Origin of the sequence: Bradyrhizobium ottawaense, assembly GCF_002278135.3 — a bacterium.
In the GTDB taxonomy this organism is placed as follows: Bacteria; Pseudomonadota; Alphaproteobacteria; order Rhizobiales; family Xanthobacteraceae; genus Bradyrhizobium; species Bradyrhizobium ottawaense.
This window is the reverse complement of the sequence record NZ_CP029425.2, coordinates 4,524,876-4,550,050: the sequence shown is the minus strand read 5'-3', so window position 1 is coordinate 4,550,050 and position 25,175 is coordinate 4,524,876. Positions and strand designations below refer to the sequence as shown.

Annotated in this window: 28 protein-coding genes; 12 read left to right on the top strand and 16 right to left on the bottom strand. The window is 64.5% G+C overall.

Annotation, left to right across the window (positions count from 1 at the left end; all coding sequences use genetic code 11):
* Nucleotides 1–40 precede the first annotated feature (40 nt).
* Together CIT37_RS21805 and CIT37_RS21800 are read right to left on the bottom strand one after the other, a co-directional pair.
* Complete coding sequence (locus tag CIT37_RS21805) at nucleotides 41–784, bottom strand: SDR family oxidoreductase (RefSeq protein ID WP_095424221.1); 744 nt, start codon at nucleotides 782–784, stop codon at nucleotides 41–43.
* A gap of 360 nt (nucleotides 785–1,144) precedes the next feature.
* Nucleotides 1,145–2,221: a methyl-accepting chemotaxis protein gene (locus CIT37_RS21800; protein ID WP_095424220.1), complete on the bottom strand. Its 1,077-nt coding sequence runs from the start codon at nucleotides 2,219–2,221 to the stop codon at nucleotides 1,145–1,147.
* Nucleotides 2,222–2,494: 273 nt separating this feature from the next.
* Here CIT37_RS21800 and recJ point away from each other — a divergent pair, with 273 nt between their 5' ends.
* The 3 genes from recJ (at nucleotide 2,495) to CIT37_RS21785 (ending at nucleotide 6,130) form a co-directional block, all read left to right on the top strand.
* On the top strand, nucleotides 2,495–4,336 hold the full coding sequence (gene recJ, locus CIT37_RS21795; RefSeq protein WP_095424219.1) for a single-stranded-DNA-specific exonuclease RecJ: 1,842 nt from the start codon (nucleotides 2,495–2,497) through the stop codon (nucleotides 4,334–4,336).
* Between the two features lie 91 nt (nucleotides 4,337–4,427).
* A complete protein-coding gene (locus CIT37_RS21790) occupies nucleotides 4,428–5,237 on the top strand; it encodes an SDR family NAD(P)-dependent oxidoreductase (RefSeq protein ID WP_161966455.1) in 810 nt (269 codons plus the stop codon).
* 95 nt (nucleotides 5,238–5,332) lie between these two features.
* Nucleotides 5,333–6,130 (top strand): aldolase, encoded by a 798-nt coding sequence (locus CIT37_RS21785; RefSeq protein WP_095424217.1) that lies wholly within the window; start codon nucleotides 5,333–5,335, stop codon nucleotides 6,128–6,130.
* A gap of 119 nt (nucleotides 6,131–6,249) precedes the next feature.
* On the opposite strand, the gene CIT37_RS21780 is transcribed toward CIT37_RS21785, so the two are convergent.
* Complete coding sequence (locus tag CIT37_RS21780; protein ID WP_095424216.1) at nucleotides 6,250–7,479, bottom strand: lytic murein transglycosylase; 1,230 nt, start codon at nucleotides 7,477–7,479, stop codon at nucleotides 6,250–6,252.
* Nucleotides 7,480–7,628: 149 nt separating this feature from the next.
* Between CIT37_RS21780 and CIT37_RS21775 the strand changes: the two genes are divergently transcribed.
* Both CIT37_RS21775 and CIT37_RS21770 read left to right on the top strand, forming a co-directional pair.
* Nucleotides 7,629–7,889, top strand: a complete 261-nt coding sequence (locus tag CIT37_RS21775) for a hypothetical protein (RefSeq protein ID WP_095424321.1) — start codon at nucleotides 7,629–7,631, stop codon at nucleotides 7,887–7,889.
* Nucleotides 7,890–7,960: 71 nt separating this feature from the next.
* Nucleotides 7,961–8,212 (top strand): hypothetical protein, encoded by a 252-nt coding sequence (locus CIT37_RS21770; RefSeq protein ID WP_028144778.1) that lies wholly within the window; start codon nucleotides 7,961–7,963, stop codon nucleotides 8,210–8,212.
* A gap of 20 nt (nucleotides 8,213–8,232) precedes the next feature.
* On the opposite strand, the gene CIT37_RS21765 is transcribed toward CIT37_RS21770, so the two are convergent.
* Nucleotides 8,233–8,766 carry a MarR family winged helix-turn-helix transcriptional regulator gene (locus CIT37_RS21765; RefSeq protein WP_028144777.1) on the bottom strand — a complete coding sequence of 178 codons (534 nt, stop codon included), beginning with the start codon at nucleotides 8,764–8,766 and terminating at the stop codon, nucleotides 8,233–8,235.
* A gap of 54 nt (nucleotides 8,767–8,820) precedes the next feature.
* Here CIT37_RS21765 and CIT37_RS21760 point away from each other — a divergent pair, with 54 nt between their 5' ends.
* Nucleotides 8,821–9,300: a carboxymuconolactone decarboxylase family protein gene (locus CIT37_RS21760; protein WP_028144776.1), complete on the top strand. Its 480-nt coding sequence runs from the start codon at nucleotides 8,821–8,823 to the stop codon at nucleotides 9,298–9,300.
* A gap of 21 nt (nucleotides 9,301–9,321) precedes the next feature.
* Entirely contained in the window at nucleotides 9,322–9,825 is a 504-nt protein-coding gene (locus CIT37_RS21755; protein WP_028144775.1) for a cupin domain-containing protein, read from the top strand.
* A 25-nt stretch (nucleotides 9,826–9,850) separates the two neighbouring features.
* On the opposite strand, the gene CIT37_RS21750 is transcribed toward CIT37_RS21755, so the two are convergent.
* From CIT37_RS21750 to efp, 3 genes are all read right to left on the bottom strand, one after another.
* Nucleotides 9,851–10,843, bottom strand: coding sequence for a DUF808 domain-containing protein (locus CIT37_RS21750; protein WP_038946689.1), 993 nt, complete (start codon nucleotides 10,841–10,843; stop codon nucleotides 9,851–9,853).
* Between the two features lie 84 nt (nucleotides 10,844–10,927).
* Entirely contained in the window at nucleotides 10,928–12,550 is a 1,623-nt protein-coding gene (locus CIT37_RS21745; RefSeq protein ID WP_095424215.1) for a peptidoglycan DD-metalloendopeptidase family protein, read from the bottom strand.
* Nucleotides 12,551–12,571: 21 nt separating this feature from the next.
* Nucleotides 12,572–13,138, bottom strand: coding sequence for an elongation factor P (gene efp, locus CIT37_RS21740; RefSeq protein ID WP_018323088.1), 567 nt, complete (start codon nucleotides 13,136–13,138; stop codon nucleotides 12,572–12,574).
* Between the two features lie 162 nt (nucleotides 13,139–13,300).
* Between efp and epmA the strand changes: the two genes are divergently transcribed.
* The 3 genes from epmA to CIT37_RS21725 are packed head-to-tail and all read left to right on the top strand — an operon-like array spanning nucleotide 13,301 to nucleotide 15,760.
* Nucleotides 13,301–14,365: an EF-P lysine aminoacylase EpmA gene (epmA, locus tag CIT37_RS21735; protein WP_095424214.1), complete on the top strand. Its 1,065-nt coding sequence runs from the start codon at nucleotides 13,301–13,303 to the stop codon at nucleotides 14,363–14,365.
* A complete protein-coding gene (locus tag CIT37_RS21730; protein ID WP_028144771.1) occupies nucleotides 14,362–15,456 on the top strand; it encodes a lysine-2,3-aminomutase-like protein in 1,095 nt (364 codons plus the stop codon). Before epmA ends, CIT37_RS21730 begins: the two co-directional genes overlap by 4 nt.
* 43 nt (nucleotides 15,457–15,499) lie before the next feature.
* Nucleotides 15,500–15,760 carry a hypothetical protein gene (locus CIT37_RS21725; RefSeq protein ID WP_028144770.1) on the top strand — a complete coding sequence of 87 codons (261 nt, stop codon included), beginning with the start codon at nucleotides 15,500–15,502 and terminating at the stop codon, nucleotides 15,758–15,760.
* Between the two features lie 58 nt (nucleotides 15,761–15,818).
* Here CIT37_RS21725 and CIT37_RS21720 read toward each other — a convergent pair whose 3' ends face one another.
* The 8 genes from CIT37_RS21720 to CIT37_RS21685 form a co-directional block, all read right to left on the bottom strand.
* Nucleotides 15,819–16,904: a 3-deoxy-7-phosphoheptulonate synthase gene (locus CIT37_RS21720; protein WP_038946693.1), complete on the bottom strand. Its 1,086-nt coding sequence runs from the start codon at nucleotides 16,902–16,904 to the stop codon at nucleotides 15,819–15,821.
* 232 nt (nucleotides 16,905–17,136) lie between these two features.
* Entirely contained in the window at nucleotides 17,137–17,715 is a 579-nt protein-coding gene (locus CIT37_RS21715) for an HdeD family acid-resistance protein (protein ID WP_028144768.1), read from the bottom strand.
* Between the two features lie 54 nt (nucleotides 17,716–17,769).
* Nucleotides 17,770–18,810: a PrsW family glutamic-type intramembrane protease gene (locus CIT37_RS21710; RefSeq protein WP_028144767.1), complete on the bottom strand. Its 1,041-nt coding sequence runs from the start codon at nucleotides 18,808–18,810 to the stop codon at nucleotides 17,770–17,772.
* Between the two features lie 283 nt (nucleotides 18,811–19,093).
* On the bottom strand, nucleotides 19,094–19,249 hold the full coding sequence (locus CIT37_RS21705; protein WP_167456572.1) for a hypothetical protein: 156 nt from the start codon (nucleotides 19,247–19,249) through the stop codon (nucleotides 19,094–19,096).
* Nucleotides 19,250–19,308: 59 nt separating this feature from the next.
* Nucleotides 19,309–19,563, bottom strand: a complete 255-nt coding sequence (locus CIT37_RS21700) for a hypothetical protein (RefSeq protein ID WP_028144766.1) — start codon at nucleotides 19,561–19,563, stop codon at nucleotides 19,309–19,311.
* A 137-nt stretch (nucleotides 19,564–19,700) separates the two neighbouring features.
* Nucleotides 19,701–20,708 carry an acyl-CoA desaturase gene (locus tag CIT37_RS21695; RefSeq protein ID WP_095424213.1) on the bottom strand — a complete coding sequence of 336 codons (1,008 nt, stop codon included), beginning with the start codon at nucleotides 20,706–20,708 and terminating at the stop codon, nucleotides 19,701–19,703.
* 122 nt (nucleotides 20,709–20,830) lie between these two features.
* The gene (locus CIT37_RS21690; RefSeq protein ID WP_038946697.1) at nucleotides 20,831–21,457 is read right to left on the bottom strand and encodes a PilZ domain-containing protein; all 627 of its coding nucleotides are present in this window, start codon (nucleotides 21,455–21,457) and stop codon (nucleotides 20,831–20,833) included.
* 214 nt (nucleotides 21,458–21,671) lie between these two features.
* Nucleotides 21,672–22,346 (bottom strand): hypothetical protein, encoded by a 675-nt coding sequence (locus CIT37_RS21685; protein ID WP_038946699.1) that lies wholly within the window; start codon nucleotides 22,344–22,346, stop codon nucleotides 21,672–21,674.
* Between the two features lie 434 nt (nucleotides 22,347–22,780).
* Between CIT37_RS21685 and CIT37_RS21680 the strand changes: the two genes are divergently transcribed.
* Nucleotides 22,781–23,233, top strand: a complete 453-nt coding sequence (locus CIT37_RS21680) for a hypothetical protein (protein ID WP_152036345.1) — start codon at nucleotides 22,781–22,783, stop codon at nucleotides 23,231–23,233.
* A gap of 944 nt (nucleotides 23,234–24,177) precedes the next feature.
* Here the strand turns inward: CIT37_RS21680 and CIT37_RS21675 are convergent.
* Nucleotides 24,178–24,417, bottom strand: a complete 240-nt coding sequence (locus CIT37_RS21675) for a helix-turn-helix domain-containing protein (RefSeq protein WP_095424211.1) — start codon at nucleotides 24,415–24,417, stop codon at nucleotides 24,178–24,180.
* 107 nt (nucleotides 24,418–24,524) lie between these two features.
* Between CIT37_RS21675 and CIT37_RS21670 the strand changes: the two genes are divergently transcribed.
* Complete coding sequence (locus CIT37_RS21670) at nucleotides 24,525–25,106, top strand: hypothetical protein (protein ID WP_095424210.1); 582 nt, start codon at nucleotides 24,525–24,527, stop codon at nucleotides 25,104–25,106.
* Nucleotides 25,107–25,175: the final 69 nt, after the last annotated feature.

The window sequence follows — 25,175 nt, the reverse complement described above, 5'->3', positions numbered from 1 at the left end:
TCATTGCCGTTTCTGTATTGATTGCGGCACTGGCGGCCCCTCAGAGGCGCGCGAGCCATGTTGCGAGCGGCGTCTTCCCGAGCCGAGCCTCGCCGAGCGGGTTCAGCGATGTGTCCTGAATGGAAGCGCCGTAATATTGCGCTTTTGGGTCGCCGACCACCGTACGGCTGTCGCCGGAGGCTTTCTGGCGGCGCGCGACGAACTCATTGAAGGGAGCCTTCTCGGGGCCTGCGATGTCGATGGTGCCATTCAGCGGCCGCCCCGTTGCGATCTCTGCGAGGCAATCGACCACGTCGTCGGCGGCGATCGGTTGAAACAGTGCCGATGGAACGACGATCTTGTCTCCGGCCGCTCCCGCCTCGCCGATGGCGCCGAGGAATTCGAAGAACTGCGTGGCGCGGACGATAGAGTAGGGGACCGCGGAGGCCTTGACGATGGTCTCCTGGGCGAGCTTGGCACGGAAATACGCGATGTCGGGCGAGCGGTCGGTCCCCACGATCGAGAGCGCGACGTGATGCTTGACGGCTGCGGCGGCCTCGGTCGCGGCGAGATTTCGGCTCGAGCGCTCGAAGAACTCGAGCACGGCGGCGGGCTCCCAAGACGGCGCATTGGCCACGTCGACCACGACATCCGCGCCGGCCAGCGCCGCCGCGAGGCCTTCCCCGGTCACGGCGTTCACACCTGATTTCGGCGAGGCCGCTACCGCGTCATGGCCCCGCTGCTTGAGCTTCGCCACGAGCTTGGATCCGATCAATCCGGTTCCGCCGATCACGACGATCTTCATGGCATGTCTCCTTGGCATGTGACGAGCGCGAGATGGTTAGCCAGGGCGGACTCGCTCACGTCGATTAACGTGATGCGAGGCGACTCTGTTCGATCACGGACGCGGGCCTCTTGCCTGTAACGGGCGCGGCTTGCCGGAAACTGCTTCAGAAGCCGGGGGGCGATGTCACAAAACCGCGAAGGGTCGTTCCCTCATGCCGCAAACACAATCTGCGATGCTCGCAGATTGCCCCTGTTTTGCCCGACGTGTCAAAATGTTTGAGAGAACGAGGAAGCAAGCCCAGCTGAAAACACCAATGAAAGCAGCCCTTTGGCTACTGTGCATGGGGTTGTTTTCGGGTTTTTGAATCGGCCGGCTGTCTCACGTCCCGCAGACGATCACGCCGTACCAGCCGAGCCCGCGATAGGTCTCATAGCCCGGGGTCGCATGGAACGCGACCAGGGCACCCGAGCGGTCATGGTAGAAGCCGGAGCGCTGGCCGTTCAGCGAGATCGAGATGCGCTCGCTGAGGATGCCCTGGCCGTCGGACGCCGCGATGATGCGGAAATTCGAATCGACCAGCAGGACGCGGGCCTTGTCGCTGTCGCCGACGCGCACGCCCTGCACGATGGCGCGAGCATGCGCCTCCCAGTCGAAGTGGATGGCGAGCACGCCAATCGGGGCGCCGTGGGCCTGACCGCCGGCTCGGACGCTGGCGCAATAGGTCGCCACCTGCGCATTGCCCAGCAGCGGCTGGTTCTCGACGTCGCCGGCGACGTAGTCGTCACCGGAGCGCAAGGTTCGCGCCTCGCGAAACCATTTGGTGTGGGCGACGTTCTGGCCGACCACGCGAAAGCGGTCAGCGCGGCCATTGGCGATGACGTTGCCGTCGAGGTCGCAGAGCCAGAGATCGAGATAGACGGTGTAGGCGCCGAGGATCACGCCCAGGCGCTGCGAGGCGTGGGAAATCGCTGCGGCGGTCGGCGAGGCCGCGCAATCGACCACGGCGGAATCGGTCGCCCACCAGCGCACATCGCAGGTGCGCTCATAGAGGTTGCGGTCGATCAGCTCGATGGCGTTGAGCGACAGGTCGACCATCCGCTCGCCGCGCGAGCGCTGGCTCATGCGGTCGATCGAGGCGACGAGATCGCCGGTGCGTTTGGTCAATTGGCTTTCGAGCTCGCGCGCGATGGTCTCGACCTGCTGGCCGACGCCGCGCACCTCCTGCGCCACCACCGCAAAACCCGCGCCCTGCGCGCCGGCGCGCGAGCTCTCGATTAGCGCGTTCAGCGCCAGCATCTTCATCTGGTTGGTGATCTGCTGGATCGACTTGGTCTTGTCGACCGCGATCTGGTTGACCTCCGCGGTGAGGCGGTTGATCAGCGCGGAGATGTCGGAATCATCGTCAGCGGGTTCGGTGGCGATCGGCTTGGCTTTCAGACCCAGCGCAGCAGACATCGGGGATTTCCCTTGGCAATGAGGTCTGATCTGCAATGAACCCGGAACAATCGCTTACAGATCGAATACGATTCTTTTTCGAGGATTCCGCCTAACGCCTGCTTAATTTGCTGTTCCGCCGAATGCCCAAATGATAGTCAGTCGGCGCAGCAAATCGGCAATCCACCGCTTTGTGCGGCGCGGAGATTGCAAATCCCTGAGGATTCCGGGTCAATCGTCCTGCAAGCCGGACCGATACCGTCGGCTCCGGGTTCCTCAAACCAATTGCGACCCATGACGCCGCCTGCAACCGCCTTGCCCGTCGAAGCGCCCCAGGCGTTTCTCGGCGTTGCGCGCTCGCTGACCGACAAGCTCTGGCGCGACCGGCTGGATCCCCGCGGAGCGGCCCAGGCGCTCGCCATGGTGCAGCGGCACCAGCTTCCCGAACTGCTGGCCCGGGTATTGGCCGGCCGCGGCGTCGACATCGACGCAGTCGCCGACTTCCTCGATCCGACCATCCGCAAGCTCCTGCCGGACCCCTTTACCGTGACGGAGATGGAGGCCGCGGCGAAGCGGATCGCGGATGGCGCGGCGAAGGGCGAGAAGGTCGCGATTTTCGGCGATTACGACGTCGACGGCGCGACCTCGGCAGCGCTGCTCGCCTGGCACCTGCGCCATTGCGGACTCGATCCGCTGATCCACATTCCCGACCGCATTTTCGAAGGCTACGGGCCCAATGTCGAAGCGGTTCGTGGCCTGGCGGCAAAGGGCGCCACGCTGCTCGTCACCGTCGATTGCGGCACCACCAGTATCGAGCCGCTCGCGGAAGCAAAACGGCTCGGCATGTCCGTGGTCGTGATCGACCATCACCAGGCCGGCACCGAGCTGCCGGAGGTTGACGCGCTGGTCAATCCGAACCGGCTCGATGATCTCTCCGGCCTCGGCCATCTCGCCGCTGTAGGTCTCGTGCTGGTGACGCTGGTTGCGGTCAACCGCGAGCTGCGTCAGCGCGGCTTCTGGAGCACGGAGATGCCCGAGCCCGATCTGCTCGGCATGCTGCATCACGTCGCGCTCGGGACGGTTGCCGACGTCGCGCCCCTGATCGGCCTCAACCGCGCTTTCGTCGCCAAGGGGCTGATCGCGATGCGGCGCCGCGACCATGTCGGCCATACCGCGCTGATGGATGTGGCGCGGCTCAACGGGCCGCCGGAGGCCTGGCATCTCGGCTTCATGCTGGGGCCTCGCATCAATGCCGGCGGCCGCATCGGCCGCGCCGATCTCGGCGTGCGGCTCTTGCTGGAAGGCGACAGCGTCGAGGCCGCGCGGATCGCCGCCGAGCTCGACCGCCTCAACAGCGAGCGCCGCGTCATCGAGCAGGCGGCCGAAGCGCAAGCCGAAGCCGAGGCGCTGGCCTCGATCGGGCTCGAGGACAAGCTCAGCGTCATCGTCACGGCGTCCGAAGGCTGGCACCCCGGCGTCGTCGGCCTCGTGGCCTCCCGGCTGAAGGAAAAGTTCTCGCGGCCCGCTTTCGCCATTGCTCTGGAGCCAGGCGGCATCGGCACCGGCTCGGGCCGCTCGATCGCGGGCGTCGATATCGGCAAGGCGGTGCGGCAGGCGGTCACTGACGGAATTCTGCTCAAGGGCGGCGGCCACGCGATGGCTGCGGGCGTGACGCTCCGCAAAGAGAAGCTCGCCGAATTTCGCGCCTATCTCGAGAACGCGCTGGCGCAGGACGTCGCGGAGGCGCGCCACGTCAACGAGCTCTATATCGACGGCGCGGTCTCCGCGCGCGCGGTGACGACTGAGCTTGCGGCGACGCTGAACCGTGCCGGTCCGTTCGGCAGCGGCAATCCGGAAGCTGTGCTGGCGCTGCCGGCACACCAGCTCGTTTTTGCCGACGAGGTCGGGCAGGCGCATCTGCGTCTGCGCTTCAAGTCGGGCGATGGCGCCATCGTCAACGGCATCGCGTTCCGCTCGATCGGCCAGAAGCTCGGCAACGCGCTGCTCGCCAACCGCGGCCAGCAACTGCATGTCGCCGGTTCGCTTTCGGTCGACCGCTACCAGGGCGTGGAGCGGGTGCAGTTCCGCGTCATCGACGTCGCGCTACCGGACCAGGGGCCATCCGTGATTAGATGACGCAAGATCTGATGCGACAAACGCGGAACGCGTTTGCGCAGAGATCATGCGTAAAAGATAACGACCTCAAACAACAAAAAAGGGAGTGAACATGGCAGGGCAGGTTGAGGGCAAGGTCGCGCTGGTGACCGGCGGCGCCTCGGGTATCGGCGAGGCCATCGTCGAGCTGTTCGCGCGCGAGGGCGCGACCGTTGTCATCACCGACATCGATGAGCTGCGCGGGCCCGAGCTCGCCAAGCGCGTGACGAAAGCCGGCGGCAAGGCGATATTCCTGGAGCAGGACGTCACCAGCGAGGAGCGCTGGATCGATATCGTCGCCGAAATCGCCAAGCTCTACGGCAGGCTCGATATTCTCGTCTCCAATGCCGGCATCGGCATCGCCGTGCCATCGATCGTCGACATGACGCTCGCCGACTGGCGCAAGCAGAACGCGATCAATCTCGACGGCGTGTTTCTCTCGGTCAAGCATTGCCTGCCGCTGATGCGCAAGCATGGCGGCGGCTCGATCGTCATGATGTCCTCGCTCGCGGGCCTGCGAGGTTCGCCGGGTCTGTCCGCCTATTCGGCGACCAAGGGCGGCGTGCGGCTGTTCGCCAAGTCGATCGCGATGGAATGCGCGGCGGCCGGCGACGGCATCCGAGTCAATTCCGTGCATCCCGGCATCATCGATACCCCGATCTGGGGCAAGATCCCGACCGGTGCGACCGGCGCCGGCCAGAACGCGCCGATCGATCCCGAGGAGCGTGCCAAGGTCGTCACGCCGCTCGCCCGCGCGGGGGAGGCGGTGGAGATCGCCTCAGGCGTGCTGTATCTGGCCTCCGATGCCTCGCGCTACGTCACCGGCAGCGAGCTCGTCATCGACGGCGGCATGAATGCCGGCGGCGTGCCGCGGCGGGCCTGAGCCGCGCAGGGCAGGGTGGCGGTCGCAGGGGCTGACGCGCAGGCGCAGCCCCTGTACAAGACGGCAGCTTTCGACCGACAGAGGTGTCCTTCGCCATGGCGCACAGCCTCCACGCTTCCTCACCCGCGTCAGCACCATTCCGCTCGAACCGGCCGGACCTCGCCACCGATGCAATTCGCACCGCACGCGAGGATCTCGCCGCCTGCTTCCGCATGGCCGCGCGCAACGGTTTTGAGGAAGGCATCTGCAACCATTTCTCGGCCGTCGTGCCTGGTCATGACGATCTGTTCCTCGTTAATCCCTACGGCTACGCCTTCCGCGAGCTGTCCGCGTCCAAGCTGCTGATCTGCGATTTCCACGGCAACGTGCTCGACGGCGAGGGCGTGCCCGAGGCGACCGCGTTCTACATCCATGCCGAGATGCACAAGCGCCTGCCGCGCGCCAAGGTCGCGTTCCATACCCACATGCCCTATGCGACGGCGCTGTCGATGACCGAAGGCGATCCCTTGATCTGGGCCGGCCAGACCGCGCTGAAATTCTACGGCCGCACCGCGGTCGACCGCGACTACAACGGCCTTGCGCTCGACAATCGGGAGGGTGCGCGCATCGCCTCCGCCGTCGGCGATGCCGACATCGTCTTCATGAAGCATCACGGCGTGATGGTGCTGGCGCCCACCATCGCGGAAGCCTGGGACGATCTCTATTACCTCGAACGCGCCGCCGAGGTACAGGTGCTGGCGATGTCGACGGGGCGGAAAGTGCTGCCGGTCGATCCCGCGATCGCGGCCGAGACCTACAGGCAGATGCGCGAGGGCGATTCCGAATCCGCGCGGCTGCATCTCGCCGCGATCCGCAGGCAGCTGGATGCCGAGGAGCCGCAGTACCGGCATTGAGGCAGGCTGTCATTCCGGGGCGCGCCACTCGGCGCGAGCCCGGAATCTATTGTGCAGCAAGCAATGTGGAGGAATGGATTCCGGGTTCTCGCTACGCGAGCCCCGGAATGACGGCGTACCTACGACCCCTGCCGCAGCTTGGCCAGCACCTTCAGCCCGCCATAGCCGTCCGCCGGCGCAATCCCTGCGCGCTGCTGGAAATCCTTGATCGCCTTCATGGTGTCGTTGCCGACCCGGCCGTCGGTGCCGCCGGTGTCGAAACCGGCTTTCGTCAAGCGCGTCTGCATCTCCTGCACCTCGGCGAGCGTCAGCGCGCGCTCGGAGCCGGGGAAGGGCTGGATGAAGGGCGGCGCCCCCAGGCAGCGGTCGCCGAGATGGCAGATCGCGAGCGCATAGTTCATGGAAGGGTTGTAGCTCTTCACGGAATAGAAATTCGGTCCGAGCAGGAAGGTCGGTCCGCCCGCAACCGGCGTCCACATTTGCGCGGATGCGTTTGGCTGCGGGAACGGCTGGCCGTCGGCGCGGGTGACGCCGGCTGACGCCCAGGCCGCATAGGTGCGGCTGCCGCTCATATTGCCGGCGGCGCGCACCTCATAGCCCCAATGCTCGCCGCGATGCCATTTGCCGCGGTTGACGAGATATTTTGCGGTCGAACCCAGCGCGTCGTCGGGCTTGCCGAAGGGCGAGACCTTGCCGTCGCCGTCATAGTCGATGCCGACATTGAGCCAGACTTCCGGCATCCATTGCGAATGGCCCATCGCGCCGGCCCAGGAGCCCTGCATCTGCTCGGGTGTGCTCCAGCCCTTGTCGACGATGCGTAGCGCGTTGATCAGCTCGGTCTCCCAATAGGCCTTCCGGCGCGGCTCGTTCCAGGCGAGTGCGGCGAGCGAGGGAAATACCGGCGTCATGTGGTTCTGCTGCACCAGGGGATCGCCATAAGCGGACTCGACGCCCCACAGCGCCAGCAGCGTGCCGCGCTCGACACCGAAATCCCGCTCGATGCGCGCCAGCAGCGCCTCGTTGTTCTTCAGCGCAATCTTGCCGTTGATGACGCGCCAGTCGGAGACGCGGCGATTGATGTATTGCCAGACCTGCTCGTGGAATTCGGGCTGGCTGCGCATCTGCTTGAACACGCTCATGTCGGGCTCGACCCGTCCCATCGCGCGTTGCCAGGTCGCGGCCGAAATGCCCTTGGCCATCGCACGTGCGCGGAAGCTCTCGCGCCATTCGTCGAAGCCTGGAGGCGCGGCGAGGACGCGTGTCTGGAATGCGAGCAGAGCGGCTGCACCGAACGTCGATTGCAGCAGGCTGCGGCGAGTCGGATGGAGGGAGGAATCAGCGTGCGTCATGGGCACATTGTAGCCCGAAACATGGCCTGTGTGGGTCGGTTCCTGGGACAGCCGCACAGCTGATTCTGCGCGGCCCAGGATCAGGCTTTCTGTCGGAACAAACTGTCGCAGTCCCGCATTCCCTTCGTATCCGGAAGGAGGAAGAGATGATGAGGACATATCTGTTTGCCGCCGCCATGATCACCGCCGTTGCGACGCCTGCGCTCGCGGATGAAGTCGGCGTTCACGTCGGCCCGGTCGGCGCCGGCGTGACGGTCGGTCAGTCCCACGAGTACCGCGAGCGGGACCGCGATCGCGACCGCACCACTGTCATCAGGGAGCGCGAGCCCTCTGATCGCAGCACGGTGATCAAGAAGCAGGACGAATTCGGCAATCGCGAAAAGACCGTGATTCATCACGACAACGACTAACGGAGCAGGCCCCGGCTGATCGCCGGGGCCTTTTCCGCGCACGCAGCCTGTCATCGAGAATTCGAGGTGGAATGAAGATACAAGCGCATGCGGAAAGCCATGTCGTCGAGCTCGACGACGGATCGCGCTGGCAGATTTTTCCGGGCGATCTGGCGATCACGCTGAGCTGGAAGCCCGAAACCACTCTGCACCTGGAGCCGAGCCGCGACCGGGTGACTTCGCACGTGCTGGTCAATGCCACGGATCGATCCCGCGTGCGGGTGATCGCCGCGACCGAGACTTGGCCCGCCGGCGACGTCAAGGACGCGTTGAAGGACGGGTAGGGCTTCGCCAGAGACGAACGTCAATCCACCTGGTCCTGCTGTAAATCAGTCGCAATTCCGGCGAGCCAGCGCCGGATTGTCGTTTCCGCTTTGCTATCCAAACCCCGAGTAAGTCGCTTCTCGAGCGCGATCACACGCTCGCGGCAGTCCTTCAGCAGCGTCGCGCCGCGCGGCGTCAGCGTCCATTGCTGAATGCGGCCGTGGACTGGATGGGGCGTCATCAGAATCGCGCCGTCGCGTTCGAGGTTGCGGATGATGACGCCGACAGTCTGGGGCGTCAGGAAGGTGAGGCGGGCGACGTCGGCGCCTGATAGTCCCGGATACGCGTTGAGCATGGTCAACACCGCGAATTGTGGCGATGTCACGCCGAGATCGGCCAGCGCCCGTTCCATCGTCAGGCGGACCGCGGCATGGGCCTGGCGCAGGAGATAGCCGAGATAACCTTGCTCGCCACGCTTGCCTTCTCCGGGCGCGGGTACACGCACGTCGCCGCTAGGTGCGGTCGCCTTGTACGCGGTTTTGGGTCTTGCGGCGGCTGCGGACTTGCGTGACATATAAGAGCTCTTATAAGATGTAAGCCTTCATACAATAAGACGAGGTGAACGGCAATGTCACATGCCCGTAGCGAATACGAGGATTTCAAGAAGATCGCGCCTGACGTCTATGATCTGGTGCTGGCGCTGGGTCAGCTTGCGGCCAAAGCCGGCCTGGACAAGCAGCTCATCGAGCTCGTCAAGCTGCGCGCCTCGCAGATCAATGGCTGCGCCTTCTGCGTGCAGCATCATGTCCTGCTGTCGGAACGGATCGGCGTTCCCGTCGACAAGCTCCATTTGGTCGCAGTCTGGCGCGAGGCGCCGATCTTTTCGCCGCGTGAGCGCGCCGCGCTGGCCTGGGCCGAGGCGCTGACTGTCCTGCCCGACGGCGTCAGCGAGGACGTCTATGCCGAAGCTGCCCGGGAGTTCTCCGAGACCGAGCTGATGTACCTGACCTCGGCGGTCGCCTCGATCAATGTCTGGAATCGCTTTGGGGCTGCGTTTCGCTGGACGCCGGCGCCGCGGCCGGTGGCCGCGAATGCTGCGGCATCCTGATCGGCACGAAGGGAGGTTATGATGACAGCAATGAGTTTATCTGCCGTACAGCGTCCGGCGCCGTCGCGTTCGACGGCGCTCGCCGTCGTTGCAGGGCTGGCCTGTGCGCTGGCGATCGGCAAAGCGCTGCCGGTGACGATGGATGCCGTCTCCGGCGCGCTGGCGCCGCTCTGCGCCACGGCGGCGGAGAGCTCGCCGCTCGACAAGGTCGAACCGATCGGCTCCTACGCATTGCCGAACGTGCCGGGCAAGCGCGTCACCATCGTGCGGGTGACCTATGGTCCGGGCGGGTTTTCACGGCCGCATCGTCACGCTGGATCCGTGACGGCCTACATCACCAAGGGCGAGATCCGCTCCCAGCTCGGCGGCGGTCCTGTCGCGACGTTTGGCGTCGGCCAGTCCTTCTTCGAACCGCCGGGCTCGACGCACCTGGTCTCGGCCAACGCCAGCGCGACGGAGCCCGCGGAATTGATCGCGGTGTTCGTTGCGGACGAGGGCGCGCAGCTCACGACGTTCTTGGAGTAGCCCGCACCCGTCGCCCGGATGGCGGCTAGGAGGCGCGGTCCTGCGATCGCCTCAGCCGTTTCCATGCCGGCGAGAGACCGTATTGGACTGCCGGAATCGCAACGGCGCCGACAAGTAGTCCAAGCACGCCTGAGATGGCTGCCTCGACCGACCATTCGATGATGCCGGCAACGGATGGAAGGGCGTGCGCGGCCGCCTCGGTTGCGGCATGGACCGTGCGGCCGACCACCGGCGGGCCGTATTTTTCGATGCCGTGCAGGATGATGCCGCCGCCAACCCAGATCATGGCGGCAGTGCCGATGGTGCTCAGCACCGCCAGGAAGGTGGGCATACGGCGGACCAGCGCGCGTCCAAGCGAGCGGATCGCGGCGCCAATGACTGAGGCGCCGTCATAGCGCGCAAGGGCCAACCCGGCATCGTCCGCCTTCACGATCAGGGCCACCACGCCGTAGACCCCGACCGTGATACCGAAGCCGACCAGCGCCAGCACCAGCGCCTGCATCCAGATGCTGCCCGCCGGAAGGGCCGCCAGCGTGATCGCCATGATTTCCGCGGACAGGATGAAATCCGTCTTGATGGCGCTCGCGACCTTCTCGTCCTCGACCGACCGGGCATTCAGCGCGATCGGCTCGAGCTGGGCTTCGTGGTGGTGCGCATGATGCGGCATCACGGCTTCGAGCACCTTCTCGGTACCCTCGTAGCAGAGAAAGGCTCCGCCCAGCATGAGCAGCGGCGTCACCGCGGTGGGAAGGAAATAACCAAGCAGCAGGGCAGCGGGAAGCAGAATCAGCAATTTGTTGCGCAGCGATCCGACCGCAATCTTGCCGACGATCGGCAGTTCGCGCTTCGAGGCAAAACCGATGACGTAGTTCGGCGTGACGGCAGCGTCGTCGATGACCACGCCAGCCGCCTTTGCGCCCGCTTTGGCAGCCTGGCTCGCTACATCGTCGAGCGAGGCCGCTGCCACCTTTGCAATCGCCGCGATATCGTCGAGAAGACCGATCAGTCCGACACTCATCACCCCGATCCCTGTTTTTGTTTGAGCCGGCGGTGCGCGCGACAACAAGCTCTTGCACCGCCCTTCATTGGAGCGAGCAAGCCCTCAATTCTCCTCGCCGCTCGATCCCTCGCGCAGATCCGGCTTGATCACGTCGTCCGGCAGCGCATGGGCGACCGGCTGCGACGTGACCGCGATCTCCGGGCCGACCTCCCGGCCGCGGGCGCGGATCAGTCGTTCGTAGGCGGAGACCAGGGTGACGTAGGGGCTGACCCAGATCCAGCCGTCGCGTGTGAACACCTGCACGTCGAAATGCAGATGCATCGAGGTGCCGGCGGGATGATCGAGATAATTCGAGATCACACCGATCTTCTCGCCTTCGGTGACGATGCGGCCATTGAGCACGCCATCGGCGTTCATTGCGTGCGGATTCATGTGCATGTAGCGGAAACGGATGTGCTCGGTGCGGCTGTTGACTTGAATCGTCGCGGCCTGGTCCTTGGACGCGCGGATCACGATGGCGTCGCGCACGGCGACGACACCGCGCTGCTTGGGATCGCAGGGCTCGCGGCCTTCGCCGTGCGGCGGGCAGTCGGCGGCGCGGATGTCCTCGCCCTGATGGCCGTAACCGCCCGCGCATTGCCAGACCTCGAAACTGCGGGACTCGCAGAAATTGTCGCGCCAGGGATAGACGGTCGCGCTCTCCGTCTTGTCCCGCTTGGCATAGGATTGCGAGCGGACGAAGGCGGGCGCCTTTTCGAGCGGAAAGCGGATTTGTGCATAGGCCATTGCGTCGGGATGGCCGCCCTGCTTGCGGTAGCCGGTGTTCGGGATGATATCGCCGCTCGGCCGGTAGCTGAAATCCGCCGAACGGCCCGTCGGGCGATCGAGGATGTTGGAGGCAATGTCCGTCAATGGCCGCATGCGCTGGCCGCCCGCGACGCGCAGGGCCCTCAGGAAGCGCTCGGCGACCGGATAGGCTTCCTTGCAGGCCAGCCGCCGCGGCTTGGCGACGCTGTCGAGGCACTGGATCGACACCACATAGGCGACGCCGAAACGGGTGAAAGCGTAGCGTACATAGCCTTCCCGGATGAACCTGCGCAGGTCCGGGTAGAGTGCTGCGAGCGGTTTGATCTGCTCGCCCTTGCCGCCGGCGGGATCGGCGATGTCGTAGACGAGCGCCGAGCCCGTGATCTGCACTTCGACCGGCCTTGTGAACACCCGGCCCGGCATGCCGTCGCCGGCGCCGGGCTCGAGCGAGAAAGTCGCGCTGTAGCCGGCGGGGCCGGCATCGAACATGTCGACGGGATTGAAGTCCGCCTGATAGCGCGACAGCGCGAGCGTCGCCGTCGCGCCGCTGCGTTGCGCCTCGAGGTAAGCGGCGGCGTCGAACGGCAGCAGCACCGGCACGGGACTGCGGGTGATGCCGGTGAAGAATCGCGAGGAAACCGCGTTGAGCTGCACCAGGGCGGGCATCGCGCGCGGATCGTAGCGCGGCACCGAACGGCGAGGTGCGAAGATGAAATCGTCCGCGACGCGGGGGCGGCTGTTGATCTCGGTGCGGAGTTGGTCGAGCGCTGCGCGCCAGTCGACGCGCAGGGCCGTGAGCGAGGGGCTGCGGAATTCATCCGCAGCGAGCGGAGCGGCAATGAGGAGCGAAAGCGACGCCAAAAGAAGCGAGACGAAGCGGAAACCCTTCCCAACCACTGTCTCGCCCCCCGGCGGCACCTGCGATCGCTCTGTTCCCCGTCAGTCCTTGGCGCGTTCGGAGTAGGAGCCGTCCTCGGTCATGACCACGATGCGGGTGCCGACCGCGATGTGCGGCGGCACGGTGGTGCGCACGCCGTTGGAAAGCACCGCCGGCTTGTAGGAAGACGAGGCGGTCTGGCCCTTGGTCACTGGCTCGGTTTCGACCACCTCCAGCGTCACGCGCTGCGGCAGCGCGAGCGAGACCACGTTGACATCGTGGGTCGACAGCTTGACGGTCATGTCCGGCTGAAGATAGGAGGCCGCGTCGCCGACGACGTCCTTGGAGACCTGGACCTGGTCGTAGGTCTCGGGGTTCATGAAGTGGAAGCCGTCGCCATCTTCATACAGGAACGTGTAGTTGCGCTCTTCAATGGTGGCCTTTTCGACCTGGTCGGTGGTCTTGTAGCGCTCGGAGATCTTTACCCCGTCCGAGATTCGGCGCATTTCGATCTGGCTGACCGGGGTACCCTTGCCGGGGTGGATGTTTTCGGCGCTGACGACGACATAGAGCTTGCCGTCTTGCTCGATCACGTTGCCTTTGCGAATAGAACTGGCGATGACTCTCAAAGCTATATTTCCTGCTTGCTTGGCCCGGCACCGGCCAGGACGTGGTCAAATCGATGGGGGACTTGGGGCCTCAAATCGGACCTCGGCGCCCGTTTCGGGCCGCAACATACTGATTTTGCCATTAGATGCCAGCGTTTTGCTCGGGTCTGGGGCGGTTGGGTAATGGCTGGGGACAAGCCCATCTCACCGTTCTGGTCGCCCGGGCGGCACCTCGACCGTCGGCCGTTCCTCCAGGCCAGGGGGGCCATTACCGGGTCCCTACGGGGCTTTTTCGCCGAGCAGGGGTTCGTGGAGGTCGAAACCTCCGTTCTTCAGGTCTCCCCGGGCAATGAGACCCATCTGCACGCCCCCCGGACCGAGATCATGCGGCCGGACGGCAGCCGAGCCCTCCGGTATCTGCGCACTTCGCCCGAATTCGCCTGCAAGAAGCTGCTGGCGGCGGGCGAGACGCGGATTTTCGAGCTCGCCCGGGTGTTCCGGGACCGCGAGCGCGGCGACCTTCATCTGCCCGAATTCACCATGCTGGAATGGTATCGGGCAGGCGCCTCCTATGACGCCATCATGGCCGATTGCGTCGTCGTCATCGCCCGTGCGGCGCAGGCGACCGGCATCGGCACCTTCTCGTTCCGGGGGCGGACCGCCGATCCCTTCGCCGAGCCGGAACTCCTGACGGTGGCGGGCGCCTTCGAACGCTTCGCGGGCATCGACCTGCTGTCGACAATCAGGGACGGCGAGGGTAACCGTGCCGCGCTCGCCGAGGCGGCCGGTGGCAAGGTCCGTGTGGCCGAGGACGACACCTGGTCCGACATCTTCAGCAAGGTGCTGGTCGAGCACGTCGAGCCGCGTCTGGGGCAGGGGCGTTTGACCATTTTGTTCGAATACCCATCTCCAGAGGCGGCGCTGGCACGAGTGAAGACTGACGATCCCAGGGTTGCCGAGCGCTTCGAGGTCTACGCCTGCGGCGTCGAGCTCGCCAACGGCTTTGGGGAACTGACCGATGCCTGGGAGCAGCGAAAGCGCTTCACGGAATCGATGACGGAAAAGCAGCGCCGCTACGGCGAAGCCTATCCGCTCGACGAGGACTTTTTGGCTGCGGTCGCCGCAATGCCGGAGGCGAGCGGCGTCGCCCTCGGCCTCGACCGGCTGGTGATGCTGGCAAGCGGTGCATCGCGGATCGATCAGGTGGTTTGGACGCCACCTGCAAATGAAGCGTCTAGTGAGACATGACGAAAACGACCCTTGCACGCACCCTGCGCGATCCGGCTGAGCTCGTCGCCGAAGGTCTGGCGCCCGCAGCAGCGCTGCCGGCGCTCGAACGCGTTGCCGCGCGCTATGCGGTGGCGATCACGCCAGCGCTGGTCGAACTGATCGACACGTCCGCCCCCGACGATCCCATCGCACGGCAATTCGTTCCGAGCGCCGCGGAGCTGGAGATGCAGCCGGGCGAGGACGCCGATCCGATCGGCGATCATCCGCACTCGCCGGTATCAGGGATCGTGCATCGCTATCCCGATCGCGTCCTGTTCAAGCTCGTTCACGTCTGCGCAGTCTATTGCCGCTTCTGCTTCCGCCGCGAGATGGTGGGCCCCGGCAAGGAGAGCGCGCTGTCGGACACTGCCTATCGCGCGGCGATCGATTACATCCGTTCGCATCACGAGATCTGGGAAGTGATCCTGACCGGCGGCGATCCCCTGATGCTGTCGCCGCGCCGGATGGGCGAGATCATGGCCGAACTCGCGGCAATCGATCACGTCAAGATCATCCGCCTTCACACCCGCGTGCCCGTGGCCGATCCCGCGCGCATCAGCGACGAGTTGGTTGCGGCGCTCAAGGTCGAGGGCGCGACCACCTGGGTGGCGCTGCATGCCAACCACGCGCGCGAACTGACGGGACCGGTGCGCGCCGCCTGCGCGCGGCTCGTCGATTCCGGAATTCCCCTGGTGAGCCAGTCGGTGCTGTTGCGCGGGGTCAATGACAACATCGCCGCTCTGTCGGATTTGATGCGAGCTTTCGTCGAATGCCGGATCAAGCCCTACTATCTGCATCACGGCGACCTCGCGCCGGGCACCGCGCATCTTCGCACGACCCTTGCCGAAGGACAGGATTTGATGCGGCAGTTGCGCGGGCGGGTGTCAGGGCTTTGTCAGCCGGACTATGTCATCGACATTCCCGGCGGCGCCGGCAAATCCCCGGTGGGGCCGAGCTACGTCTTGGCGCCGCAAAATACCGCACCCCATGCGGGTGATGCGGGAGCCGAAACGCGCTATCGTATCGTGGACTATTGCGGCGACGTTCATCTCTATCCGCCCGAGACCTGAGCGGTGATGGAGAGCGCGCCGGTTCGAGAATGGAGAAGCAAGAATGAAGAAGATCATGGTGGCAGCATCGCTCGTGGTCTTGCTCGGCGGCGCGGCGGCAGCACAGACCGGCGGTTCCAAGGGGTCGACGTCCGGCGGTAGCGGCGGAGCCTCTGGATCGGTGTTGCCGGCACCGGTCGGTCACCGCCAGCCGCGCGCGGCTGACGTGCCGAGCGAGAAGAATTTGAGCAATCCGAACACCCCCGCGAACAAGGAAGACGCGGAGCTCGATCGGAAGATCAAGAGCATCTGCCGCGGCTGCTGATCCTTTCACCTCTCCCGTTGGGGAGAGGTGAGGAGAGCGAACGCGCGTTCGCCATGAGCTAGGCCGAGCGCTCCTGCAGTCCGGCGCGCCGGGCGTTGCGGCGGATTTCCACCGCGTCGGCGAGCTGCTCGAGCGCGGTCGCCGTAGTCGGCCAATCGATGCAGCCGTCGGTGATGCTCTGGCCGTAGGTGAGCGGCTTGCCCGGCACGACGTCCTGGCGGCCGGCAACGAGATTGCTCTCGATCATCACGCCCATGATGCGGCCTTCGCCGCCTGAGATCTGGCCGGCGATGTCGGCCGCCACCTGCGGCTGGTTCTCGGGCTTCTTGCTCGAATTGGCGTGGCTGGCATCGATCATCACCAGCGGCGCGACACCGGATTTGGTCAGCTCGTTGCAGGCGGCCGCGACGCTTGCCGCATCATAGTTCGGCTTGCTGCCGCCACGCAGGATGATGTGGCAGTCCTCGTTGCCCGCGGTCGAGGCGATCGCCGAGCGGCCGAGCTTCGTCACCGCCATGAAGTGATGCGGATGCGAGGCCGACTTCACGGCGTCCGCTGCGATCCGCACATTGCCATCGGTGCCGTTCTTGAAGCCGACCGGGCAGGACAGGCCCGAGGCCAGCTCGCGATGGATCTGGCTCTCGGTCGTGCGTGCGCCGATCGCGGCCCAGGACACGAGGTCGGCGATGTATTGCGGCGTCGTCATGTCGAGGAATTCCGTGCCGGCGGGCAGGCCGAGATTGTTCACGGCCGACAGCACGTTGCGCGCCAACCGCAGGCCCTTGTTGATGTCGAAGCTGCCGTCCAGATCGGGATCGTTGATCAGGCCCTTCCAACCGACGGTGGTGCGCGGCTTCTCGAAATAGACCCGCATTACGATTTCGAGCTGGTCGGCGAGTTCCTCGCGCAAGCTCGCGAGCCGCTCGGCATATTCGAGCGCGGCCTTGGGGTCATGCACCGAGCAGGGGCCGACCACGACCAGCAGGCGGTCGTCCTGGCCATTGAGGATTGCGTGGATGGCGTTACGCGCAGCCATCACCACGCGCGTCGCGGTGAGCGTCCGCGGGACTTCGCGCATCACCTCATCCGGCGTGCTCAGCTCTTTCAATTCGCGGATACGAAGATCGTCGGTCGTGCTCAGCACGGCGGGCTCCTGTTTGTTTCGAACCTGCCGGCCAATAAAAAAGCCGCCAGGTCTGGCGGCTTGTTCGGACGTTTGCTGCAATTTTCAGATTGAGCGCGATCCTCCTGCCGCCAGCGAGCTGTCGTAGCTAAAGTACCAAAAATAGCTGGTGGCGACGGTGATCATGGAGGGCATATAGCGCGCCATCGGCGGATTGTCACCCCCCAATCGGCGCGGCAGGTGACGAGGCGGGTCAGGTGTTGCTGTTGCGCGCCGCCAGCGCCAGGCCGATCAGGCTGGCGCCGCCGAACAGGAGGTTGATACCGACGAGGACGCCGATGGCCCATTCCGCCGAGCTCGGCAGTCCCGTGATCACCATGAAGGAGATCGCAATGTCGACGAGGCCCGAGACCAGCAGCCATGACCAGCGGCCGCTGAGTTCGCGGCGGTGCTCCAGTGCGTACATGATGGTGGCGACGCCCTCGGCCAGGAAGTAGGCGCCGACCACGATGGTCAGCGTCAGCACGGCCTGCATCGGGCGGGCCAGCAGCAGCATGCCGGCAAGCACGGCGAGCGCAGCCGAGATCAGCGACCACCAGAAGCCCGGCGTGCTGCGCGCCCAATAGGTCACGATCAGCCCGCCGATACCGCTGATCAGGAACATCCAGCCGAGGAAGATCGCGATTGCAAGGCTTGCGAGCGGCGGCAGGATCAGCGCCGCGACGCCGAGAATTGCGAGCAGGATGCCCTCGAACAGAAAGGCCTTCCAGTGTGCCTTGACCGTCTGGCTCATCATGGATTGCAGCCGCGAAAAATCCTCAGGTGACGTCATCGGCAGGCTCCAGATCGTTCTAGTATGCGCGCAGCGCGCTCGCCATCCCGCGGCTCACCCGCCGCCGGGCGCCGAGGAAAAACCCTCCGCGCTGGTGCGGATGCGGTTGCGGCCGAGAACATAGATCGCCGTTGTGACAATCAGAAGCGCCAGGCCGAGCAGGATCGAGACGAAACCGATCGGGATCAGGGCCAGCGTCAGATTGCGCTCGGGGTTGATAAGCCAGTGATGGATCGAGGTCAGCACGAAGGCGAGCCCGAGAAAGCCGACGCCGCCGCCGGCGAGCAGCAGCGCCCACATCCGCCGGAGCTGGCTGAGCCGCTCCCGCGCGACATCGGTCCGGGGAGCGTGGTGGCGGGCGACGCGCCGGACCAGACGGATGGCGAAGGCGATCGAGCTGAAGCCGATCAAGAGGCTGGAGGCGCCCAGCCACATCCGCAGCGTCGGATCGAGGTCGGGCATTCTTTGCAGGGTCAGCAGTGGAAAGTCGAAGGCCGAATGCAGCGCAAGCGGGCCGGCCAGCATCAGGAGGCGGCTGGAGAGGCGGGCCCAGTCGCGATGGTGCCGGTTCGCGCCCAGCGCCGTGCCGGCGCGCGCGATCGTCAGGTAGGCGCCCGCGATGATGCCGAGCGCGCCGTGGAATGGCACGGTCAGCACGCTGCGCAAGGCGGCCAGCGAGCGCCACATCTCGGCGTGCTGGACCAGATAGGCGAGGTTCTCGTAAGCGGCGAAGCCGAGGCCGACCGCGGCGCCATAGACCACGGTGTCCATCGGATTGGCAAAGGTCCGCCGCTTGGTCGAGGAAATTACCACGATGGCGATCACCTTGACGGCTTCCTCAGGCAGCGCGACGCCGAAGATCGAATGCATGGCCAGCGCCGCCCAGGGGTCGTCGGGCGCCGCGACCATCTTGGCGAAGGGGGCGCGGGCGAGGCCCAGCAGCGAGATGCTGGCCGCCCCCAACAGGAACGCAGTCCAGACCTGGGCCGGCGGGCCAGGGCGCTCTTCGGCGGCGATGACAAGCCACAGCATCAGCAGCGCCGGGGCGATGGCGGCCGTTCCGATGACGGTGGGCAATGCTTCAATCAGGTACATCGGCGCCGAAAATAGGTTCCCTTGATCCGCTTATCTACATTCACCGATGCGACCATGTGTCATGCGCTTGCTGTCGGCTCGCTTAATGAGTGCGATGGCTTCCGTTCATCCGCCACGGCTCGTGGCGGTGTAAAATACAGGCGTAATCAATTGCATGACAGCACCTGTTCGTCATCCACAGTAATGACGGCCCGGCCGCGGTTGGAACGCGATTGGCAAGCCAGATCAAGGAAGTGCGCAGGTTTCTTCGATTCATGACGCAGGCGTGCGCGGGGTAGGCCAGCTAGCCGCGCTTCGCCGGGCCCTTGCGGGGCGGCGAGGCGAGCCGGCGCGTCCGCGCCTGCTCCAGCTCCCAGAAGGCGCGGACGAGGCAGGTGCCGAGGCAGAAGACGACGAGCACCAGCAGGAAGGCCTGGTCGACAGCGGGGATGTGTCTCATGGCGATGATAAAGCAACGCCCATGCCATGCGTTCCCGCAACGGCCGGCGCTTTCCGCTTTCAGTGTGTGGTGAGCGGCGGCGCCCCGGGAGCAACGTCGAAGGCGCCGAGATGGAATTCCTCGCCGAGGGATGTGTCGGCTTCGCCCGGTTGCGCCAGCAGCGTGAACGCGGCCTGCGGGTAGAGCTTCCAGATCTCCAGATCGCCGGCGGTGATGGTGAGCCAGCCGAAAGTGTACATGTAGCGTCCGGGCTCAGTGACCCGGCCGACCCTGTCCCAGGTGATCTTGTCCACTGTAACTTTGTCGACTGCCATTCGGTCCCCCGATCGCAAGTCTGCAAATGACGTCCGGCCTGGAGGCACGGACGATCAAAAGCTGATCCCGCAATGGGGCCGCGATAGGGCGGCGATGCGGGGGCAAGACGGCCCAGCGGTGGCCGCTGCCCGCCGATTCAGCGCGCCGTCGAGGCCGCCTCTGCTTCGGCCGCCCGCTCCAGCTGACGGTGCGAGGCGTGGAAGACGTCGTGGACGAGACCGATCTTTTCCAGGCCCAGGATGATCAGGCCGTTGAGATCGATCTCCCACCAGGCGTGCGAGATGTAGGCGTCCCGCGGGAAGCGGTGATGGTTGTTGTGCAGACCCTCGCCGAAGGTGAGGATCGTGGTCACGAACTCGTTGGTCGAGGCGTCGTCGACCTCGAAGCGGCGATAGCCATAGGCGTGGCAGACCGAGCCGGTGAGCTGGCTGGTGAGGATCAGCAGATAGGCGCGAAGCAGGCCGGAGAACAGCACGCAGCCGATCATGGCGTGCACGCCGCCGAACGTGTAGCCGATCACGCCGGGGATGAAGACGGCCGACATCCCGTACCAGACCCAGCGCGTGCGCACGAAGAACATCGCGATCGGATCGGCGAGGATATCCTTGGCATAGTACTCGTTGTCGGTGGTGGCCTGGTCGAATACCCAGCTGCCCTGGGCGTGCAGGAAGCCCTTGAACGCGCTGACATAGCGATTGCCGAAGCCGTCGAATTGCGGGCTGTGGGGATCGCCGACGTCATCGGCGTAGAGATGGTGGCGGCGGTGGTTGGCGACCCATTTGGCGATCGAGCCCTGCACAGCCATCTGGGCGATGGCGCAGAAGAAGACACGCATGATTGGGCCGGTACGGAAGCTGCGATGCACGAACAGGCGATGCATGCCGGCACCGATGCCGAACGTCGTCAGCGCGAACATCCAGGCGAACGTGAACAGCTCGACCTTGCCGACGCCCTGCGTCACGGCCCAGATGATGCCGGCAACCGCACCCACATAGAGGATGCCGAGCAGGAGATAGCTCTCGCGCAACTTGGCCTGGACCAGCGGCCCTTCGGTGACCACGCCGGGTGGAAGCTGCGGCTTCGGTGCGACGGGCGCGTTCGGCGCGATCTCTGCCGGGGCGAACTCGGCGTCGGCGATGGACATTCCGGGGCTTCCAATACTCGAGGCCCGCAGTGATTGCGGACGCACCGGGCCACACCCTACCGCGCAGGGGTCGCCATCTCCAGTATTTACTTAAGAAAGAGTTAAGATTGATCGGGCCGGCTTCAGGCCGACTGCAGCAAGGGCGTGCGGACGATCAGACGGACGAGGTCATCCCGTGACTGCTTTTCGGCGAATTTGACCGCAAACCCGTGCTCGAACTTGCGGATCACGCGCCCGACGCAAGCACCGACCGCAAGCGGGGTTCCGAGCGGCGGATCGTATTCGCAGGAGATTGCGACGCCAGCCGTGGAGACGTCGATGATGAAGCACGGATGGCTGCTGCCGTTGGCGAGCGTCAGGAAGGTGTGCGAGACCTGAGGTACGAAACGCGCGTCGTTCCGCAGCTCCTGGACGCTGGCGTCCTTCTGCTTCTTCTCGAGCCAGGTCAGCTTTTCCGACATCCAGGCGCGCCGCGCCCGCGTCATGTCGAGCTCCATCAGGAAACCCGACTTCAGCGTCGCGCTGATCGTGCACTGGAATTCGCCGAAATCCTGGAAGTAGGAGGTGAGGCGCTCGCCGACCTTGCCGACGACGGGCACGTCCACGATCATGCGGAAGGGTGAGACGCGCTTGGTGCGGCAGGCGAAGCTGCGCAGCTTGCCCTCGCAATCATACCAGCGGGGCAGCGAGTAGCTGCCGCTGACCGTGACGTCCACTGCACGCTGCCTGAGGAACTCTGCGACGGACATGAGGTGCCAATGATGTTCGGGATTGCTTCCGTAATTCCACGGTAGCTGTCAAATTCTAAGCAAATGATACCAGCGCACAGGAGCAGGGGTAAATTTCCGGTAAACGCGCGCTTCGCACGCCCGGCGGAAAGCGCGGCATAAGGACCCGTTATGCTGCAGGCCAGCTCACAACATCGTCATTGATGGCGCAGTAAGCAACGACGCGCCGCGGCGCCTAGAGAGCTCCGAACAGCACCAGCAAAGCCAACGCGCTGACGGCCATTGCGAACTGGATCGTCGTCCATGTCAGGCCGTTCGAGCTGATCTGCAATCCCAGCGGCGGCAACGCGCGCCGCATCGCCAGCGCCGTGAAGGCTTCGACGATGGCGAGCAGGAGGGCGATGCCGGCGATGAAAGACCACGACTCGGCTGGAGGCATCCATGGCGCGAGCCAGGCCGGGACGGAGCCTTTCAAAGTGGCGAGCAACGCGAACCAGCCGAACCAGAATGCCGAGCGCTTGACGATGTCGGGGCCGAACGTTTCGGGCTCGAGGCGGATACCGATCGTTGCCAGCGCGCTTTCGATGCGCTCGCCGTCGGTCAGGACGACGAACGCGCCGAGATAGAGCGGAATGCGCGACTGGAAGAGCAGGGCGAGGATACCGAACAGGATAACGTGGCCAATGAGGTCGCCGACCACGTTCTTGGCGCTCTCGCCTGACGGCACGAGCGCGGCCGGCGCAGAATCTGGCTGCGGCTGCGCAAGCGACCTGGCGCGCGCCATGTGCTGCAGCATTTTGGCGCGCCGGTCCGATGGATGCTGGTGGGGTTGGCTCAGCCATGGCGGAAGGCGCGGCGTCATTGCGGACGTGTCGGACGAACCTTCAATCTCGGGAATACGCTGTGCCATGGGACCGGTTCCAACTGACATTGGTCGGTGGCGAGCAGCGGGAAGGTTCATGCGGGAGCGGCGGAAATTGCAGCCGGGCGGTCGTGGCGGCTCAGTGCGGCGCCATCGCGTGCACTGGCGCTCCCTAGCGAAGGGATGATTTTAAGCATTTCAAAGCACTTAGGCCAGAGTTTGGGCCAAGCCCGCTTCATTGAAACTCAACGTGTTTCAATTGCGGTCCCCAAACGCCTTGCCGTGGAGGAGACCACCGGTTGTCGTCGAAATAAACACGAGTTCGGCGTAGCCATTCCTGAACCGGACCCGCCGGACAAAAGAAAGCGCCCCCCGAGGGCAAATCGGGAGGCGCCGACTTTCTTTGGTACTTGGGCAGCTGCTGATTCTGCATACCCGAACGAGGAGCTTCGTTCAAGCGTCGCCATCATGTGGAGGCGCTCATGAGCGATGATTTTGATTGGGATACCGACGATACTATCGTCCCGGCTCAGGGAGCGATCGCCGTCTATGAAAACCCTCGCGGCAACATTGTTGTGCGGGAGCAGGTCCCATATCCGGAGGAAGATAAGTGGATTGTCTTCCTTCCCCAATATGCGGAAGTGATCGTCCGTCGGATCATCGAAATCGCCGACTTGCCGTTTACGCTGGTCCCGAACGGGACTCAAGCTATCGGAAACTCGGGCAGGGCTAAGGACGGCACTGCCGCGGAACGCCAGCGTCGTCGACGTAACAAGCTGCGTAACGACCGTGACTCTGACCGTGACCGTACTGAGACCGTTACGGGTGTCACGGCCACGCAACTGCCGGTCTCCTCTGACCGCGCTCAACTCGTCTTGGTGCGCTGTCCTGACGAAGGCGAGGCGAAGGCTCAAGAAACGGCGCTCACGCGCTGACGAACCGCCGCGTTCGGTCAGCCGTGGGCTCTGCGATTGCGGGCCTGTTCGGAGGTTCCCGCCGCAATCGAGGTACTTCGGCCGACCGTCGCGAGAATAGCGACGAGTCGAGATCGGCCATGATCTCGTCGCCGGGGAGGGAAGAGAGTAGCTCTTTCCCCCGCCGATGGATGACCGCCAGGTGCCGCGCCTCAAAGCGGCAAGCTCCCGCCGGAGCGCTTACGATCGACGATCGGTCCGGAATAAAAACACGCGGGTTCAGGTGTCCCCATTCCTTCCCGCGGCCTTCAGGTGCCCGGCAACCCCGGGAGCGGTTGAAGGCAAGTCGCAACCGTCAGCGGGATGACAACCCGAACCGGTCGACTTGCGGGATGAGCCGAAAAAATCATCCCGACCGTGACGCCCCTCCACAAGGCGTGACGGCGGACGCGGCGGGGCCAACGCCGCGCGAATCCCACGAGGGTTCGGAGGGCAACCGAGTACGCGAGGCCGAGTGGGCTTTCTCCCTCGTCAGGAGCTTCAGAATGGGACTTTTCCCAGACTGAAGGCGGAAAGGGGCGAAGCTGTGCCCGCTTAGGCAATTTAGGGGCTTTGTCGGGGAACGCGGGACAAAGATCCGTTCGCCGGCAGGGCCGGCAAGGCGAGTCACCCTCCGAGAGGCTGAGACTGCTGGTGAGACACCTCAAGAATTAGCAGGGTGTCTCAGTGCTGCCTGCTGCGGCTCGCATCGAGGTGCCCACCAACGATGCGGTAATGGACTGAGTCGCGTACTACGAGGGTGATTTGCATGGAATTCGGCTTGCGAGACACCGCGAGTCACCGCGCACGTCAGATGAGACAGGGTGTCTCAGACGTCAGCGAGTGGAAATTCAACGTACGGCAAGGACTTAGGCTGAGACACCCTCGCCGGCAGGCCGGTGAGACACCGGAATGTGAATCTGCGCCTATTTGCGTGCTTCCCGACCGGCTTTGCTCGCCGGCAACCTGAGGAGCTCGGCAGGTTCGACCCGGAGTACCGCAGCCAGCTTGCCCACGATCTTCAAGCTCGCATAGAACGCGCCTTTTTCTAGCTGACTCAAATAGCTTCGGCTCATTCCAGCTTCGTACGCGAGATCGTCCTGCGAAAGCCCTTGTGCATTTCGCAGTCGGCGAAGGTTTGTTGCAAACACCTCTCGCAAATCCATGCGAGAAGCGAATGCATCTGTTCAAAATATGCACCTCGATATATAGAACAAAGCGCTAGCATAGATTGAAAATCACGAAATTGGTTTCGCCGACCGGGGGAGTCGAGATGAAAGTGTCAGTGATCCTAGCGGGATTTATAGTTGGAGCACTTATTCCCGGAATCGTTTTCGTGTTCGTGGGCGCACTGGTGTTCGGAGATGGTCCGCATACCGTCCCCGAAGGGTTCGTTTATGCGGCTGCGGTTACAGCCCTCGGTGCAGGTTGGGGGACAGCGGAGTGGGCACAGAGGCGCTTCATCACTTCGAACCCGTCGCACAGGAAAGCCATTTCGAGCATCGTCGGCCTGGTCGTCGTAGTGTGCTGCGCGATGCCTGCCGGCAAACTTGTTGGCAAGTGGGCGGCGGAGTTCGATGTAAAGCCTGGAGGTATTTCCAAGGCGGATCGATACGACATCATCAATCTTGTTAAGCAGCAATGCGAGATTGAGGCACCTCAAAAAACTGTTTTCCAAGGATCCCGTGCCTCTCGTGTTGGTGTGTTTTGCCGATGCTATGGGGACGCTGTTGGCGCCATACTCACCCGCGCAGATGCGGACTTCATGGTCGAGAACACCTCGATGCCCAATGCCCTGAACAAGCGCGTCCAGGATCTCGGCTTCGAGTGCCTCAGAAAGTCCGGCGTCCTCTAGTTTTTATCCTCAACCGGCGCATGACACGACGTACGGGCACAGTTCGCCAGATTCAAAGCTAGAAAAATC